General features: G+C 70.1%; 9 protein-coding genes and 1 pseudogene. 8 read left to right on the top strand and 2 right to left on the bottom strand.

Annotated elements, in window-relative coordinates; all coding sequences use genetic code 11:
- The first annotated feature begins 118 nt into the window (after window positions 1–118).
- The 6 genes from OG959_RS16060 (at window position 119) to OG959_RS16035 (ending at window position 13,185) form a co-directional block, all read left to right on the top strand.
- Window positions 119–1,378 carry a cytochrome P450 gene (locus tag OG959_RS16060; protein ID WP_326659025.1) on the top strand — a complete coding sequence of 420 codons (1,260 nt, stop codon included), beginning with the start codon at window positions 119–121 and terminating at the stop codon, window positions 1,376–1,378.
- A 184-nt stretch (window positions 1,379–1,562) separates the two neighbouring features.
- Complete coding sequence (locus tag OG959_RS16055; RefSeq protein ID WP_326659023.1) at window positions 1,563–1,790, top strand: MbtH family protein; 228 nt, start codon at window positions 1,563–1,565, stop codon at window positions 1,788–1,790.
- On the top strand, window positions 1,787–2,752 hold the full coding sequence (locus tag OG959_RS16050; RefSeq protein ID WP_326659021.1) for an ATP-binding cassette domain-containing protein: 966 nt from the start codon (window positions 1,787–1,789) through the stop codon (window positions 2,750–2,752). Before OG959_RS16055 ends, OG959_RS16050 begins: the two co-directional genes overlap by 4 nt.
- A 14-nt stretch (window positions 2,753–2,766) precedes the next feature.
- Window positions 2,767–3,615, top strand: a complete 849-nt coding sequence (locus OG959_RS16045; RefSeq protein ID WP_326659018.1) for an ABC transporter permease — start codon at window positions 2,767–2,769, stop codon at window positions 3,613–3,615.
- 832 nt (window positions 3,616–4,447) lie between these two features.
- Window positions 4,448–5,377: an ArsR/SmtB family transcription factor gene (locus OG959_RS16040; RefSeq protein WP_326659016.1), complete on the top strand. Its 930-nt coding sequence runs from the start codon at window positions 4,448–4,450 to the stop codon at window positions 5,375–5,377.
- Between the two features lie 575 nt (window positions 5,378–5,952).
- Complete coding sequence (locus tag OG959_RS16035) at window positions 5,953–13,185, top strand: non-ribosomal peptide synthetase (protein ID WP_326659014.1); 7,233 nt, start codon at window positions 5,953–5,955, stop codon at window positions 13,183–13,185.
- A 163-nt stretch (window positions 13,186–13,348) separates the two neighbouring features.
- Here OG959_RS16035 and OG959_RS16030 read toward each other — a convergent pair whose 3' ends face one another.
- Window positions 13,349–14,014 carry a response regulator transcription factor gene (locus OG959_RS16030; protein WP_326659013.1) on the bottom strand — a complete coding sequence of 222 codons (666 nt, stop codon included), beginning with the start codon at window positions 14,012–14,014 and terminating at the stop codon, window positions 13,349–13,351.
- A gap of 62 nt (window positions 14,015–14,076) precedes the next feature.
- Between OG959_RS16030 and OG959_RS16025 the strand changes: the two genes are divergently transcribed.
- Entirely contained in the window at window positions 14,077–15,690 is a 1,614-nt protein-coding gene (locus OG959_RS16025) for a sensor histidine kinase (RefSeq protein WP_326659011.1), read from the top strand.
- An 86-nt stretch (window positions 15,691–15,776) separates the two neighbouring features.
- On the opposite strand, the gene gntA is transcribed toward OG959_RS16025, so the two are convergent.
- Window positions 15,777–16,454 (bottom strand): guanitoxin biosynthesis heme-dependent pre-guanitoxin N-hydroxylase GntA, encoded by a 678-nt coding sequence (gene gntA, locus OG959_RS16020; protein ID WP_326659009.1) that lies wholly within the window; start codon window positions 16,452–16,454, stop codon window positions 15,777–15,779.
- Between the two features lie 261 nt (window positions 16,455–16,715).
- On the opposite strand from gntA, the pseudogene OG959_RS38700 reads away from it, so the two are divergent.
- Window positions 16,716–18,065: pseudogene (locus OG959_RS38700) on the top strand (condensation domain-containing protein); the annotation flags it as partial.
- Between the last annotated feature and the right edge of the window lie 9 nt (window positions 18,066–18,074).

The raw sequence follows: 18,074 nt of genomic DNA, 5'->3' as shown, positions 1-18,074 counted from the left end.
CTTAATGATGCAGGGGGAAAGCGGTGCAGTGTTAGTGTCGCGCTGCCCTTGTCCCGGCAGATCGCAAACTTCACGGCCGGCAGATCGCAAACCGCACGGCGGAAAAGGAGCTCCACGCATGACGGGTGGCATACCTGAGATTTCCGACCGTGCGCCCGGCCGCGGAGCGGGCCTGAGCGCCGACCTCGAAGCCCTCGTCGATCCCGCCGGCCGCCCGGACCCCTACCCGGTGCTGCGCCGCCTGCGCGAGGCGTCCGCGCACACCGCATCGGACGGCCTGGTCGTGGTGGCCGGGCATGGCGACTGCTCGAAGGTCCTGCGCGACCCCGCCATGAGCAGCGAACGTGACCTCTTCCGGCTCTCCCCGACTGCGCGGGGCCCCCGCACCCGCAACTTCATCCACCTGGACCCGCCGGACCACACCCGGCTGCGCCGCCTGGTGACCAAGGCGTTCTCGCCGCGGGTGGTCGCCGCCCTGGAGCCGCGGATCCGGACGCTCACGGAGGACCTGTTCCGCGCCGCGGCCGAGCGCGGCCGCTTCGAGATCGTCTCCGACCTGGCCTATCCGCTGCCGCTCCAGGTGATCTGCGAACTGCTGGGCGTGCCGGCCGCCGACCACCACCTGTTCCAGGCGTGGTCGGCGAAGCTCTCGGAGGCCCTGGAGCCACCGCTGCCCGGCCTCGTCGCGCCACGGGCCACGGGCGAAGCGGCGCGGGCCCGCGCCGAGTTCATCCGATACTTCAGCGAGGTCATCGCCGAGCGCAGGACCTCCCCCCGCGACGACCTCGTCTCCCAACTGATCCAGGTCAACGAGAACGGTGACCAGCTCACCGACAGCGAACTCCTCGCCACCTGCATCCTGCTCATCAACGCGGGCCACGAGACCACCGTCAACCTCATCGCCAACGGTGTCCTGGCGCTGCTGCGAGACCCCGACGCGCTCCGCCTGCTGCGCGCCGAGCCCGAGTTGGCCGGCAACACCGTCGAAGAGGTGCTGCGGTACGACGCCCCGGTGCAGCTGACCACGCGCGTGGCCCGGCAGGACACCGCCGTCGGCGGCACGGTGGCACGCGCCGGCGACATGCTGCTCGTCCTGATCGGCGCGGCCAACCGCGATCCGCAGGTCTTCGAGGACCCGGACAGGTTCGACATCCGCCGCCCGCGCGCCTCGCAGCATCTGTCCTTCTCCGCCGGTGCGCACTTCTGCCTGGGCGCCGCGCTCGCCCGACTCGAAGTCCGTATCGCTTTCGAACTGTTCGCGACGCATGTGATAGACCCCCGGCTGACCGGCGAGAAAATCCCGTACAAGCCGAATCTGAGTCTGCGCGGCCCCGATCGACTGGATGTGGATTTCCACGACATCAAGCTGCCCGATTGAGTCAGGGCTTAATTCAGTGACAGATCGCTGATGCTCGGCTTGAATACACGCGCTCAATTACTGCGGGACACGCGGGAGGAACGCAGGGAGGACTCCTCTTCCACCGGCCACTCGCACCACCTGCGTCAGTAACGCCACCTGTACCAGTCCCACCCATCACCAGCAGCAAGAGGGAGAACCGGACATGAGTAACCCGTTCGAGGACGAGGAAGCCACGTACGTCGTACTGATCAACGACGAGGCGCAGTACTCGCTGTGGCCGTCCTTCGCCGAAGTGCCCGCGGGCTGGACCGTCGCTCTGGCGGAGACCGGCCGCTCGGCGTGCCTGGAGTACATCAACGAGAACTGGACCGACATGCGTCCCAAGAGCCTCGTCGATGCGATGGACGCGTCCGCGCGGGACGCGGCTTGAGCGAGGTCGTGATCGAGGCGGTCGGCGTCTGCAAGACCTTCGGCGAGGTCCGGGCGTTGAGCGACGTGGACATCGAGGTCACCCGGGGCAAGGTCCTCGGACTGCTCGGTCACAACGGCGCGGGCAAGACGACGCTGGTGAACATCCTCTCCACGGTGTCACCCGCGACGTCGGGCAGGGCCGCGGTCGCCGGCTTCGACGTGGCCCGCCAGGGCGCCCAGGTGCGGGCACGGATCGGTGTCACCGGTCAGTTCGCCTCGGTGGACGAGCACTTGTCCGGGTACGACAACCTCGTGCTGATCGCCCGTCTCCTGGGCGCCGGCCGGCGCGACGCGGCGGCGCGGGCCGGAGAGCTCCTGGAGCTGTTCGACCTCGCCGGCGCCGGCGCCAAGCCGTCCCGGACGTACTCGGGCGGCATGCGCCGGCGCCTCGACCTCGCCGCCAGTCTCGTCGGCCGTCCCGATGTGCTGTTCCTGGACGAGCCGACGACCGGGCTCGACCCCGCCACCCGCATCTCCTTGTGGGAGACGGTCGAGTCCCTGGTGGCGCGTGGCACGACCGTGCTGCTCACCACGCAGTACCTGGACGAGGCCGACCGGCTCGCCGACTGGATCACCGTCCTGTCGAAGGGCCGGGTCATCGCCTCGGACACGGCGGGTCGGCTCAAGGCCGACCTGGGCAGCCGCTCCGTACGCGCCGTCCTCACACCCGGGTCCGTGCTGTCCACGGCGTCCGGGGCGCTGGCCGCCGCGGGATTCCAGCCCCACACCGAGCCGGCCACCCACACGCTGACGATCCCCGTCGACACCTCGGCCGAGGTCGCGACCGTCGTACGGGCACTGGACACCGTGGATGCCGAGCTCGTCGAACTCACCGTCAAGGAACCGTCCTTGGACGACGTGTACCTGGCGCTCACCCAATCGCCCGACCCCTCGCCGGCGGCCCTCGGCGGCGCGGCCTGACCACAGGAGTTCCGGTGGCCCTCCAGGAACGCACCCCGGCCGTCTCGGCAGCCGCCGCGCACGACGACCGAGCGGCGTGGTGCGGCAGCAGTGCGACCACCCAGCTGTGGGTGCTCACCGCGCGGCAGGTCCGTTCGATGTACGGCGACAAACGCCTGGCCTTCTTCAGCCTGGCCCAGCCCTTGATCATGCTCCTGCTGCTCAACGAGGTCTTCGGGAGCATGGCGAACACCGACGACTTCCCGCACGGGGTGCGCTACATCGACTATCTGATACCCGCGCTCCTGGTCACCACGGGCATCGGCTCGGCGCAGGCCGCGGGGGTGGGACTGGTGAGGGACATGGACAACGGCATCGTGGCGCGCTTCCGTGTGCTGCCGACCCGGCTGTTCCTGGTCCTTGTGGCGCGCTCGCTGGCGGACCTGCTGCGCGTCTTCGCCGAGCTGGTCGCCCTGCTGCTCTCCGGCTTCCTCATCTTCGACTTCCGCCCCTCGGGGGGGTTCCTGGGAACCGGCGCGGCGCTGCTGCTCACCCTTTTCGTCATCTGGTCCCTGATCTGGGGCTTCATCGCACTGGCCGCCTGGCTGCGCAGCGTGGAGGTGATGTCGAGCATCGCGGTGCTCGTGATGTTCCCGCTGATGTTCGCCTCCAGTGCCTTCGTCCCGCTCGAAGTGCTGCCACGGTGGCTGCGGGTCGTCGCCGAGGCCAATCCGGTGACGTACGCGGTCGACGGCGCCAGGGACCTGGCGCTCGGCTGGGATCCGGGGCTCGGTGTGCTCAGCGCACTCGCGACGAGTGCCGGGCTCATGACGGTCGCGATGTTCGTCGCCGCGAAGTGCTTCCGCAGGGCGCCCAACGCGTGAGACGGGCCGGATGAGACCGGCACCCGCCTGAGCGCGGTGGAGTACGCGGATGCCGGCCGCCCCGACGTGTGAGTCGGGCCTTCGGTCCGCCCCCGTCCCGAGAGACCCCACGCCCCAGACACAACGTCCCCGTCAGCGAGCTGACGGGGACTCACACGTGTTCGAGGCCAGGGCACCTCAAGGAGGGCCTGAAAACCGCTCAAGACCGCACAGGGAAACTTCAAATTGAGGTCGGAGAACGCTCAAGACTGCACAAGAATACTTTGACTGGCCTGAACCGAAGGGGTAGCGTCGGCCATGTCAGTCGAATTCATGTGCGAATTGGAGTTAATGGCCGATTCGCATTCCTGATTCCGAGGGTGACCGGGGAGGGCGGGAATGTGTTGAGCGCACCATGAGTCGGCCGGTCGGCTGGATCACCGCTGGGGCACAGCTCACGCGGTTGCTTTCGGCTGTGGTCTCGCATGGTGTTCCGGGGCGGGGTCGATGTCATCTCAATCCAGGCTTGAATTTCCGGAGGCATCGAGTGTGCCCGGTTCATTGACACTCCTCTTTGATGCTCGACTCGCTGGAGCGTCAGTGCGTGAATAGTGCCCGCCGACGCCGCCGAGGTTCTGACGCGGACACAAGTCGATGCGGTCGGTCGGCAGGCGTGTGCGGTTTCTATAAGACGTGACAAGTCCGGACGGGGGTCCCGGCAAGGGATTTCCCTTCTGGTTTCGGGGATGGGGCTGGCGTGTTGCGCATTGATCTGAAAAGTACGGGAGCCGACCGGGTCCATATGATGGCGACCCTGGGTCCCGTGTCCGAGGGGGTGTTCTCCGTTCGGTATATGGCGAATAGAGTCGCGCCTGCCTTCCAGGAGTGGAGAAAGCAGCTCGATGTCCGCCTGGGAACGAGTGCGACGGTCCCTGAGGTGCTGCGGACGCTCTCCAGGGCATCCGACCTCACCTGGCTTCTCGCTCCCATCGAGAACGCTCCCGCAGGCAGTCGACTGCGAGCATTGAGCCTCGGCTGGTCCGAAGGCCGGGCGGCTGTGGAGGAATTCACGAAGCTGTCCATAATGCCGTACTGGCAGTCGATGCTCGCCTATCTGGCGGAGCAGCGGGAGGGGCGGCTCAGGGCCTGCTTGAACGGCGGCGGGAACCTGCTCAACCATTTGCATCCCGACATTAGACTGAATGGTCAAGTGCTCGAGGTGCAGGGCGGCGACGACAGGGAGATCGAGTCCGACGGCAACGGCCTTCTCGTGGCCCCTTCCATTTTTCTCGGTGACCGGCCCGCCGTGCTGCTTCGCCATGTGGCAGGCACCAACGGCAGGCCCGTCCTGGTCTTCTCGGCCCAACTGACATCCACCGCGGCCCGCACTCTGTGGGGCTCCCCGGTGAAGGACGGCGAGGCGCTGGGCGCACTCATGGGACGCACCAGGGCCCAGCTCCTGCGCCTCACTCAGACCGGTGGAACCACCAGCGAACTCGCCCGCAGGGTCGGCACGTCCGCCGCCGCCGTCAGTCAGCACACCAGCGTCCTGCGCCGTGCGGGGCTGATCCAGTCGGAGCGCCACCACAACACCGTGAACCACCGGATCACCGCTCTGGGCAGCGCGGTGCTCGACGGCATCTCCCTTGCCGCGGACACCCTGACCGTGCCCGAGGCAAGCCGGCGCGGGAGCACACCGCAACCCAGGCGCCTGACTCCGGTGGGCGGGGTGCCGATCCCCTCGAACTGTGGAGTCGTCCCCATGCAGCCGACTCGATGGTGAGACCGGCCCCGTACCCGCGTTCGTAGCCGATCGCAGGTGTGCGGCGTGGCCGGTCGAGGGGTGCTCAAGGTCGTATCGAGGGGCGGCCGAGGTATTTCGGAGAACCGCCGTACAACGCGTGCAGAAATTTCCGGTCGAGGTCGGAGAGTGCTTGAATCCGCCCGCATTCTTTTTGACCTGCCGACAGCGGCCGGGTAGTTTCGATCGAGTCGGTCGAAAATATGTGCCATGTCAAGGTCGTTCGTTGGCTTGTTTCGCTGCCCCGAATGTGGACGTGAGAAGGGGAAATACTTCCCCAGCCGCATGCGGACGAGCGCATCCCCTACGGGATCGCATTTCAGGGGAGGGCGTTATCAGCCATGCCCACGCTTGATTCCACTGTGACGACGTCATGAGACCTGGGGCGCCCCCGCGGCGGCGCCGCGACGACGAGGTGGAGCGAATCCTGCTCCAGGCCCGCACGTCGGCAGGGCCCGGCCCACGGACGGCCGGTTCCTGGGCGCGGGCGGGCTGACCGTCTCCGACATGTCGCTGAACCCGCTCAGCCAGAACGACATCGACTTGCCGGAAAACGTGTGGAGGACGCTGTGACGACGCCCCGGTCCGGACTGCAGGACATCCTGCCCTTGACCTCACTGCAGGAGGGCTTGCTCTTCCACAGTCTGTACGACCTGGACGCACCCGACGTCTATGTGTCGCAGCACATCCTCGACATCGAGGGCCCGCTCGACACCGGGCTGCTCCGGACCGCCGTCGAGACCCTGCTCGTACGGCACGCCACGCTGCGGGTCGGTTTTCGGCACGACGGCCTGAGCACCCCCGTGCAGATCGTGCCGCGCTCCGTGCCCGCCCCGTGGTCGGAGCTCGACCTCACCGAGGTGGTGGACGACGCCACTCGTACGGCCCGGGCCGAAGAGCGGATACGCGCCGACCGGGAGACGCGGTTCGATCCCGCCGCGCCTCCCCTGCTGCGCTTCACCCTGGTCCGGACCGGGGCGCAGCGCTACCGCTTCGCCCTGACGTTCCATCATTTGCTGTTTGACGGCTGGTCGCTGTCCGTCCTGCTCAACGAGTTGTTCGCCCTCTACGCCAACGGCTGTGACGCCGCCGCGCTGCCGCCGGTGGCGCCGTACCGCGCCTTCTTCGGCTGGCTGGCCGCGCAGAACCGGGACGAGGCGCGCGCCGAGTGGTCCGCCGCCCTGGCCGGCCTGGACGAACCGTCGTTGTTCGCACCGGCGGGGCAGCGGGCCGACGCGGAGCCCGGCCTGCCCGAGCGCATCGACTTCGGCCTGACCGAGGAGGCGACCGCGGCCCTCACCGCCCGGGCCCGGGCCCACGGGCTGACCGTGAACACCGTGGTCCAGGGCGCCTGGTCGCTTCTCGTCGCCCAGCTCCTCGGCCGCGACGACGTGGCCTTCGGCGTCACCGTGTCCGGCCGGCCACCGGAGATCCCGGGCGTCGAGAACATGGTCGGGCTCTTCATCAACACGGTGCCGCTGCGCCTGGCCCTGCGCCCGGCGGAGACCGCCGCGGACATGCTGACCCGCCTGCAGCGCACCCAGGCCGGACTGCTCCCGCACCAGTACCTGGGCCTCACCGACATCCAGGACGCGTCCGGGCACGCCGAACTCTTCGACACCGTACTGGTCTTCGAGAACTACCCGCACGACGCGGGCCGACTGACCCAAGCGGACTCCGGGCCGGCGGATCCGGGTGCCGTCCGGGTCGTCGCACAGCGCACCACGGACCACTCGCACTACCCGCTCACGCTGGTCGCCATCCCGGGCCCCGCGCTGCGCTTCCGGCTCGACCACCGCCCCGACGTCTTCGACCACGCCGCAGCCAAGACCCTGGGTGAACGGTTGGTGCGTGTGCTTGAGGGGTTGTTGGCCGTGCCGGATCGGCCGGTCGGCCAGATCGGTCTGCTTGATGATGCCGAGCGTGAGCGTCTTCTTGTGGGGGCTGAGGGGCCTGGGCTTCGTGGTGGTGGTGTGTCGTTGGGTGAGTTGTTCGGTGTGCAGGTGGAGCGGTTGCCGGGTGCGGTGGCGTTGGAGTGGGGTCGGCGTCGTTGGACGTATGGCGAGTTGGGTGCGTGGTCGGACCGGGTGGCCGGTCGGCTGAGGGCGTCGGGGGTGGGTCCGGAGTCGCCGGTGGTGCTGTTGCTTCCGCGGAGTGCGGGGGTGGTGGCGGCTTCGCTGGGTGTGGTGAAGGCCGGTGGGGTGTACGTGCCGGTGCATGAGTCCGCTCCGTGGGAGCGGGTCGCGGGGGTGGTGGCCCGGACGGGTGCGCGGGTGGTGATCACTGATCGGGCCGGGGTGGAAGCCGCGGAACGGCTGGGAGTCACGGTCCTGGTCGTGGACGACACCGGCGACAACACCGGCGACGACACCGGTGGCATGCCCGCGGAGGGCAACGGTGTTGGCACCGGTGTTGGTGTTGGGTTGCCGGTCGTGTTGCCGGGTCAGTTGGCGTATGTGATGTACACGTCGGGTTCTACGGGGGTGCCCAAGGGGGTCGCGGTCACGCATGAGGACGTGGCCGGGCTCGCGGCGGCGTCGTGTTTCGCCGGGGGCGGGCGGGAGTCGATGCTGCTGCACTCCCCGCACGCTTTCGACGCCTCCACCTACGAGATGTGGGTGCCGTTACTCAACGGCGGGCGTGTCGTGATCGCTCCGCCGGGTGACGTCGGTGCCGCCGTCCTTGCGCGGATGGTCGCCGAGCACCGGGTCAGCGGGGTCTGGCTGACCGCGGGCCTGTTCCAGCTCGTCGCCGAGGAGGACCCCGCCGCACTGGCCGGGGTCCGTGAGGTGTGGGCCGGCGGCGACGTGGTGCCCGCCCACGCGGTACGCCGCGTGCTCGCCGCCGCGCCGGGCATCCAGGTCGTCAACGGCTACGGTCCCACCGAGACCACCACCTTCGCCCTCCACCACCGGCTCACCGCCCCCGGACAGGTCCCCGACAGTGTGCCGGTGGGCCGCCCGCTGGACGGCATGGCCTGCTACGTCCTCGACTCCCGGCTCCGTCTCGCCCCGCAGGGAACCCCCGGCGAGCTCTACATCGCCGGGACGGGTCTGGCCCGCGGATACCTCGACCGCCCCGACCTCACCGCCGAACGCTTCATCGCCAACCCCCACGGCCCGGCCGGCTCCCGCCTCTACCGCACCGGAGACCTCGCCCGCCGGAGCGCGGACGGCACCCTCACCTTCCTGGGACGCACCGACCAGCAGGTCAAACTCCGCGGCTTCCGCATCGAGCCCGCCGAGATCGAAGCCGCCCTCACCGGCTTCGACGGGGTCGACCAGGCCGTCGTCATCGTCCGCGACGAACGACTCCTCGCCTACACCCTCGGCGACACCCCCGACACCGACGCCCTGCGCGAGCACCTGGCCACCACCCTGCCCACCTACATGATCCCGTCCGCGTTCACCCACCTCGACACCCTCCCGCTGACAGCCAACGGCAAACTCGACCGCACCAGCCTCCCCACCCCCGCCCACACCACCTCCACCGGCCGCGCCCCCCGCACCCCCCAAGAAGAAATCCTCTGCACCCTCTTCGCCGACGTCCTCAACCTCCCCTCCATCACCCTCGACGACAACTTCTTCGACCTGGGCGGCCACTCCCTGACCGCCACCCGCCTCACCTCCCGCATCCGCACCACCCTCAACGCCGAACTCTCCGTCCGCCAACTCTTCGAAACACCAACCGTCGCCGCCCTCGCCCGGCTCCTCGACGGGGCCAACGGTGCCCGCCGCAGGGTGATGCCCGTCGTGCCGCGGCCCGAACGGGTGCCGGTGTCCTTCGCGCAGCGCCGCCTCTGGTTCCTGCACCGGTTCGAGGGGCCGAGCGCCACCTACAACATCCCCCTCGGCCTGCGCCTGACCGGCGCCCTCGACCATGACGCGTTGCGCGCCGCGCTCGCGGACCTCTCCGAGCGCCACGAGTCGCTGCGCACCGTCTTCGCCGAGGACGCCGAAGGCCCGTACCAGACCGTCCTCGACGGCGACCGGGCCCGGCCCGTGCTGGACGTGCGGCGCGTGTCCGAGGAGCCGCTCGCCGACGAGGTGGCGGCCGCGGCGGCGTACGCGTTCGACCTGAGCACCGAAGTGCCGCTGCGCGCCACGCTGTTCGCGGGCGGCGAGGACAGCCACGTGCTGCTGCTGCTCCTGCACCACATCGCGGGTGACGAATGGTCGATGCCGCTGCTCGCCCGCGACCTGACGGCCGCGTACACGGCCCGGGCGCGGGGTGAGGCGCCCGCCTGGTCGCCACTGCCCGTGAGTTACGCCGACTACAGCCTCTGGCAGTACGAGACGCTCGGCGACGAGAGCGACACCGACAGCCGGGCCGCCAGTCAGCTCGCCTACTGGAAGGAGACCCTCGCCGGGGCCCCCGACGAGCTGGCGCTGCCCACCGACCGGCCCAGGCCCGCCACCGAGTCCCACCGCGGCGACCGGGTGCGCTACGAGGTGCCCAAGGACCTTCACGAGCGGATCGTGGCGCTGTCCCGCTCCGCCCAGGCCAGCCCGTTCATGGTGCTCCAGGCCGCCCTCGCCGCCCTGTTGACGCGGCTCGGGGCGGGCGACGACATCCCGCTCGGCACTCCGGTCGCCGGGCGTACCGACGACGCCCTGGACGACCTCGTCGGGTTCTTCGTCAACACCCTCGTCCTGCGCACCGACACCTCGGGCAACCCCACCTTCGGCGAGCTCCTCGCGGGGGTGCGGGAGGCGGACCTGGCCGCCTACACACACCAGGACCTGCCGTTCGAGCGCCTCGTGGAGGAGATGCGGCCGAACCGGTCACCGTCGCGGCACCCGCTGTTCCAGACGATGCTGACGTACAGCAACGCCGATCAGGAAGCGGCTGCGCTGCCCGGGTCCGGGCAGCTCGCGGGCCTGACCGTCGCGCCGGTGCGGGCCGACTCGGGCACCGCCAAGTTCGACCTGTTCTTCGCGTTCATCGAGCGGCGCGACGCCGACGGCGCCCCGGCCGGGCTCGGTGCGGTCCTGGAGTTCAGCACCGACCTGTTCGACCGGAGCACGGCCGAGTCGTTCGTGGCCAGGCTGCTGCGCCTGCTTCAGGCGGCGACCGCCGACCCGCGGAGCCGGATCGGGGACATCGAGATCCTCTCGGACGCCGAGCGCCGCCGGGTCCTCGCCGAGTGGGACGGGCCCGCGCTCGCCGTGGGCGGCGCCTCGCTGCCCGAGCGGTTCGAGGAGCAGGCGGCCCGCCACCCCGACGCCGTCGCGGTGGAGCACCCCGGTGGCGCGGTCGGCTACGCGGAACTCAACGCGCGCGCCAACCGTGTCGCCCGTGCGCTGATCGCCGGCGGTGTGGGCCCGGAGAGCCTGGTCGCGGTCGCCATGCCCCGCTCGGCAGAACTGGTCACCGCGCTGCTCGCCGTCCTCAAGGCGGGCGCGGGCTATATGCCGCTCGACCCGGAGTACCCGGCGGAGCGGATCGCGTACATGCTGGGCGACGCGCGCCCCGCCTGCGTCCTGACCACCGCCGCCCACGCGCACGTGCTGCCGCCGGAGGTGGCCGATGCGACGGTGACCGTCGACGCGGCCCCCACGGCGGCCATGCTCGCCGCGCTGCCCGCCACGGACGTCACCGACGCCGAGCGGCGCGCGCCGCTCGACGGGGCACACCCGGCGTACGTGATCTACACGTCGGGGTCGACGGGCCGCCCCAAGGGCGTCGTGATGCCCGCCGCTTCGACCGCCAACCTGCTGGAGTGGCACGAGGGCGCGCTGCCCGGCGGCCCCGGCACTCGCGTCGCCCAGTTCACCGCGGTCAGCTTCGACGTGTCGGTGCAGGAGACCCTGTCCGCGCTGCTGTCCGGCAAGACGCTCGTGGTGTGCGACGAGGACACCCGGCGGGACCCGGTGGCGCTCGCCGCGTGGCTGGAGCACGCCGCGATCCAGGAGCTGTACGCGCCCAACCTGGTCCTCGACGCGGTGGCCGAGGCGGCCGTGGCGCACGGCCAGGAACTGCCCCGGCTGACCGACCTGGTGCAGGCCGGGGAGGCGCTGACCCCGCACGGGGCGCTGCGCTCCCTGCTCGCCGCCCGCCCGGGCCTGCGCCTGCACAACCACTACGGGCCCGCCGAGACCCACGTGGTGACGGGATATCAGCTTCCGGCGGACACGGACCGCTGGCCCGTGGCGGTGCCGATCGGCACCCCCGTCGCCAACACCGCCATCCGGATCCTCGACGCGCAGCTGCGCCCGCTGCCCGCGGGCGTGCCGGGAGAGCTGTACATCGCGGGTCCGAGCCTGGCCCGCGGCTACGGCGGGCGGCCCGCGCTGACCGCCGGCCGGTTCGTCGCCGACCCGTACGGGACCGCGGGCGCGCGCATGTACCGCACGGGCGACCTGGCCCGGTGGACCGACGACGGACAGCTCCTCTACCTGGGCAGGACCGACGGGCAGGTGAAGATCCGCGGATTCCGGATCGAGCCGGGCGAGGTGGAGAAGGTCCTCACCGGCCACCCGGACATCGCGCAGGCCGCCGTCGTCGTGCGCGAGGACCGGCCCGGTGACAGGCGCCTCGTCGCCTACCTCGTGACCTCCGGCGGAGCGGCGCCCGACCGCGGAGGCCTGCGTGGCCACTGCGCCGGGCTGCTGCCCGATCACATGGTGCCGTCGGCGTTCGTCGTGCTGGACGCGCTGCCGCTGACCGCCAACGGCAAGCTGGACCGGGCGGTGCTGCCCGCGCCCGAGCAGTCGGCGGGTGCCGTCTCGCGGGAGCCGCAGACCGCCTTGGAGCGGGCGCTGTGTGAACTGTTCGGCGGCGTGCTCGGCCTGGACGGCGTCGGTGTCGAGGACGACTTCTTCGAGCTGGGCGGCCACTCGTTCCTCGCTGCGCGCCTCGTCGGACGGATCCATGCGGAGCTCGGCACCCATGTGCCGGTGCGCCGGGTCTTCGAGGCGCCCACCGTCGCGGCCCTGGCCGCCTCGCTCGCCGGCGGCGGGGGAGCGGGCGCGCGGGACGCCGCGGCCGTGCTGCTGCCGCTGCAGGCGCGTGGCTCGTCCGCCCCGCTGTTCTGCCTGCACCCGGGCAGCGGCTACGGCTGGTGCTACGCGGGTCTGGTGCGGCATCTCGGTCCGGACGTCCCCCTGTACGGCATCCAGTCGCGCGGTCTCGACGGTGGCGGGGCGCTCCCGGCGGACATGGACGAGATGATCGAGGACTACCTCGCCCGGATCCGTTCCGTGCAGCCCCAGGGCCCCTACCGCATCGCGGGCTGGTCCTTCGGCGGGCTCACCGCGCACGCCCTGGCGGTCCGGCTGCGCGCCGAGGGGGAGCGCGTCGAGCTGCTCGCGCTGCTCGACGCCTATCCGCCGACCGACGACGCCAAGGACCGGGAGGTCGTCGACCACGAGATCGTCGCGCAGAATCTGCGGGCGATGGGCTTCGAATTCGACGAGGCGGAGCTCAGGGCGGACCAGGACGCGGTGCTGATGCGTCTCCCGGACTTCCTGAAGAACACGGATGAGCCCCTCGCCCACCTGGAGGCCGCGGGCATCGTGGCCCTGAAGGACGTCTTCGTGAACAACATCAGGATCATGCGGAAGTTCCAGCCGGGGTTCTTCGACGGCGACGTGCTCTTCTTCTCCGCGAACCAGATGCCGGAGGAGGACCGTGAACGCCTCGACGTCGGCTCCTGGCAACCGTTCATCGGAGGCCACGTCGACGTGCACACGATCGAGTCGACGCACGGAGACCTGATGACGGAGGCGAAGCACGTCGCCCGCGTCGGCCGTGTCCTCGCGGACAGGCTGCGCACCCCCACTGGTTGAGGGCGGTGTCGTCCGGGATGGCCATTGCGGCCCCGGGTTCCCGGACGGTGTCGTGCCCGGTCGTCACGGGCAGAACCCCGGCTTCGGTCGCCGGGGCCGGCCACGAGCCGGCTCCGGGGGTGAGCCGGGCATCGGGGCGGCCCGGGGGCCGAAGGGGCGGTTCCTACCGCCCCTTGGCCTCTTCGATGAGTCCCGCCTCATGGGCGATGATGGCTGCCTGCACCCGGTTTCCCACCGCCAGTCTCGTGAAGATGGAGCTGACATGCGTCTTGACCGTTCCCTCGACCAGGTGCAGACGGCGGGCGATCTGGGCGTTCGACAGACCCGCGCCGAGGAGGCCGAGCACCTCCTGCTCGCGTCCGCTGAGCTTGCTGATCTGCTCACGCGCGGCCTGCTGGCCCGCCGTACGGCTCGAAGGCAGGCCACGGATGACCCGCCGTGCGGCTTCGGGCGACAGATAGGCCGCGCCGTCGGCGACCGCGCGTACTCCCGCGATCAGTTCGCGCGGGTCGCCGGACTTCAGCAGGAATCCGCTCGCACCGTCGCTCAGCGCCCGCGAGATGTAGTCGTCGTTGCTGAACGTCGTGAGGATGATCACCGCGGTGGGCGTGTCGGACCGCAGGATCGCCGACGCCGCGTCCAGCCCGTTCAGGTGAGGCATCTGGACGTCGAGGAGCGCCACGTCCGGCCGGTGACGGTGCACGAGTTCCACGGCCTGCCGACCGTCGGCGGCCTCCGCTACCACTTCGATCTCCGGGTCGGCCGACAGGATGGCGCGGGCGCCCGCCCGCATCATCACCTCGTCGTCCGCCAGCAGAACTCGAATCACAGGATTCTCTCTCTTTCCTTCGGCACGGCATCCTTTGCGCCGCTTTCCCACCAGGACTCACAGTGACAGACTCCCGGCAGGCCTCCGTGCCTGAGCGGCGGGGCGACCGGCTGCGCACTCTGATGGAATCCCTGGCCCGGCGCAAACCCGTCAGCACGGCGGCCCTGTGGGCGGCCCTCACGTTCCCGCCCCTGTTCGCCTCCCCCGCCGAGCTGACCTCGACGTCCATCTGGTGGAGGCTCGCCGGGGTGGCCCTTCTGCTGCCGGCCATCGCGTTCCGCAACCGCTATCTGCCGCTGTCCTGGTGCGTCAGTACGGTACTCGCCCTGATCAACGCGTGGTTCTCACCGGCGATGTTCGCGATGAGCTATCTGATCGGCCGCCGCAATGTGCGGGGGCGGCCGGCGCAGGTGACACTCGCGGTGAGCCTGGTGGCCCTGGCCCTTGTGGGCACGGGCATCAGGGCTGGGCAGTTGACGGCCGTGCTCAACAACGCACCCCTCCTCGTGTGCGCGGTCACCGCCGGCCTGGCCGGGCGCCACCGGTACCAGCGGCGTGAACTGGAACTCGCGGGCTGGCAGCACGCCCAGAACCTGGAGCGTGAGCAGGTGCTCGCGGCGGACCGCGTCCGCATCCGCGAACGGGCCCGTATCGCCCAGGACATGCACGACCAGCTCGGCCACGACCTCACGCTCATCGCCATGCAGGCCGGTGCCCTGGAGATCAACCCGAAACTCGACGCGTCGGCGCGGGCGTCGGCGGGTGATCTACGGCTGAGTTCGGCCCGCGCCATCGAGCGGCTCAGCGACATCATCGGCGTGCTGCGCGTGGACGGCGGCCAGGACGTCGCCGGCAGGCCACGTGAGGACGTCCTGAGCACGGTGGACCGGGCCCGCAAGGCGGGGATGCTGGTCGAACTGCGGCCCGTCGGCCTCGACGCCACGTCACCTCCCATGGTGGAGGAGACGGTGCAGCGCGTGGTGCAGGAAGCCCTCACCAATGCCGCCAAGCACGCGCCGGGTGCCGAGGTCCGGGTGCATCTGGAGAGGTGGACGGACCGGACGAGCGTCACGGTCACCAACGAGGCCCCCGACTGTCCCCCCGGGGACAGCAGCGGCACCGGCATGGGCCTGGTCGGCCTCGCCGAACGTGTCAGGGTCCTCGGGGGCTCACTGATCACACATGGGCGAAAGGACGGCGGGTTCGAAGTGACCGCGCGGCTGCCGCACTCCGGCCCCGCGCACGGCACCGAACCGGCGCCCCCGGCCGGGCATGTGGAGGCCCCCGTGTCGCTCGGCGCCCGGCAGCAGGCCCAGCGGCGCGTCCGCCGCAGCCTGGTGACGGCGGTGGCGGTCCCGGCCCTGGCGACAGTGGCGGTGGGGGTGCTCATGGTGAGCTACTCCTCCCGGAACCTCGACCGCATGACGCTGGACGCCGAGACCTACGACGGCCTGCGCAACGGCCAGACCTGGGAGCGCCTGCGGGACCAACTGCCGTCCCAGCAGGTGCGGGTGGGCGCCGATACCGAGCAGCCTCCCAAGCCCGCGCGAGCCTCCTGCACGTTCTACCGTGCCGAGAGCAGCGGGTACTTCTCGCTGCGGTCCGAGGTGTACCGGCTCTGCTTCACCGACGGAAAGCTCGTGGCGAAGGCGTTGCTGCGTGAGGACGCCGACTGATCGGGCCGGGAGGCCACGGGCGATCACGCCCGCAGGGCCATCGGCCGCCTGGACGCTCCGACGGCGGACCGGACGGAAGAGCCGGGTCAGCCGACCGGAGCCGACACCTGTGGCCCGGCCCGGAACGGGCACTGCCAGTCCTGCGGTACGGCCCGGCCCGAGTACTGCCGGGCCTCCGACGACACCCCGTGGTCGGTCAGCATCGGATTGACGCTGCCCTGGAGCTTCATCTCCTTCGCGCGGATCGTGCGCTGGAGCCCGTAGTACGTCCCGTCGGCCTTCAGCCGCCGGAACTGCTCGTGCGCATTGAACACGAGGGCCGGCCGGGAGAACCTCCGGGATATCCGGGAGGACCCCGGATTGAGCCCGGCCACGAAGAAGGGCCTGCCCCCGACGCTGAAGGCGAAATCCGCCGCGTTCACGTCGCTGGATACGCCGGCACTCCATGAATACTCCGTGGAGTCGATGTCGTGCAGTCGGGCAAGCTGCCCCCAGAGTCCCTCTTCGAACTCCTCCTCGGAGAGCTCGTACGGCATGCGGAATATGGCCACGAAGGATGCGAAGTCGCTTTCGTCCTTCAGCTGCTTATCGATGAAATCGACCAGATCCCGATGTAACTCCTGGCTGTACTTGTCCGAGTTCAGTTCCTCGTAGACATGCATGAACAGCGTATTCTGTCGAAGCGCTGCACGCGCGCCCAGGCAACTGAATGAATCGCTGCCCACCCAGGAGATGAATTCCTCCTCGAGCCCCTGCTGCGTCATGGCACCTCCCGTTCCGACATAAGAGCAGCGACGGTAACACTGCGGGGAAGCGGACGGCCGGACGCCAACTTGTTTAAGGCAGGGTTTAGTATGCCCCGGCTGCCTCCGGTGGATCCTGCGCCGTATTTTAAGCTGGGGGTTAATAACCGCCGGAGTTTGCTTGCGTGATGTCCGGTCAACTTCATAGGCTGCGGTCTGCTATTGCTGCCAGCCTTATTCTCGAAGCTGGCTTCTCAGGCTAAATGTGGTCCGGTGGGAGACATGTCAGTGAAGCGTCAGCCGCGTAAGATCGAGGACATCTACCCGCTGTCTCCCCTCCAGGAAGGCCTGCTCTTCCACCATGTCCTCGAAGAGGCGGACGCGGAGGGGCCGGACGGCACGGACGTCTACGTGGCACAGGTGGCGACGGACTTCGAGGGACCGCTCGACGGCGACGCGCTCCGCGCTGCCGGAGAATCGCTCCTCACCCGTTATCCGAACCTGCGTGTCGCTTTCCGTCAGCGCAAGTCGGGGGAGTGGGCCCAGCTCGTCCTGCGCGATGTCACGCTCCCCTGGCGGACCGTCGACCTCCGCCCGGTCCCGGACGCGGAACGCGAGCCGCAGGCCGAACGCGAGGCCGCCGAGGACCGCGACCGGCGATTCGACCTGGGGCAGGCTCCCCTGGTCCGCTTCACCCTCATCCGCCTGGGCGACGAGCGCTACCGCTTCATCCTCACCAACCACCACATCCTGCTCGACGGCTGGTCCATGCAGGTCCTGATGAAGGACCTGTTCGCCCTCTATCTCGCGAAGGGCGACGCCACGGGCCTCCCGCCGGTGCGTCCGTACCGCGCGTTCCTCACCTGGCTGTCCGAAGCCGACACCGCCGGCGCGCGCGCCGCGTGGGCCGATGCGCTGGCCGGCCTCGAAGAGCCCACGCTGGTCGCCGCTCTTCCTCCCGGCCGGCCTCCCGTGGTCCCCGAGCGTGTCCTGTTCGGGCTCGACGAGCGGGAGAGCGAGGAACTGACCGCGTTCGCCCGCGAGTACGGCCTGACGCCCAGCACCATCGTGCAGGGCGCCTGGTCGCTGCTGCTCTCCGGCATGACAGGGCTTGACGACGTCGTGTTCGGCATCACCGTCTCCGGCCGGCCGCCTGAGCTCGACGGGGTCGAGGAGATGGTCGGCCTCTTCATCAACACCCTGCCCCTGCGGGTACGGCTGCGTCCGCAGGAGCCCTTCGCCGCGCTGCTCACCCGCATCCAGGACGAGCAGGCACGCCTCCTCGCCCACCAGCACCTGGGGCTCGCGGAGATCCAGCAGCTCACCGACGTCGGTGAACTCTTCGACACGTCCGTGGTGTTCGAGAACTATCCACTGGACGCCGACGACCTGAACCAGTCGTCCGGCGCCCTGAAGATACTGCGCTCCGTCGGCTATGACGCCACGCACTACCCCCTCGGTCTCGTGGCCATGCCGGACCGCACGCTGCGCTTCCAGCTCGACTACCGCCCCGACGTATTCGAGCACGACCAGGCCGAGGAGCTGGCCGAGCGGCTGCTGCGGACGCTGCGACTGCTGATCACCGCCCCGCGGACGCCGGTCGGCCGGATCGACACCCTCGACGCGGGGCAGCGCCGGCGC

Source organism: Streptomyces sp. NBC_00385, from assembly GCF_035917155.1.
In the GTDB taxonomy this organism is placed as follows: domain Bacteria; phylum Actinomycetota; class Actinomycetes; order Streptomycetales; family Streptomycetaceae; genus Streptomyces; species Streptomyces poriferorum.
This window is presented reverse-complemented; position numbering and strand designations above follow the sequence as displayed.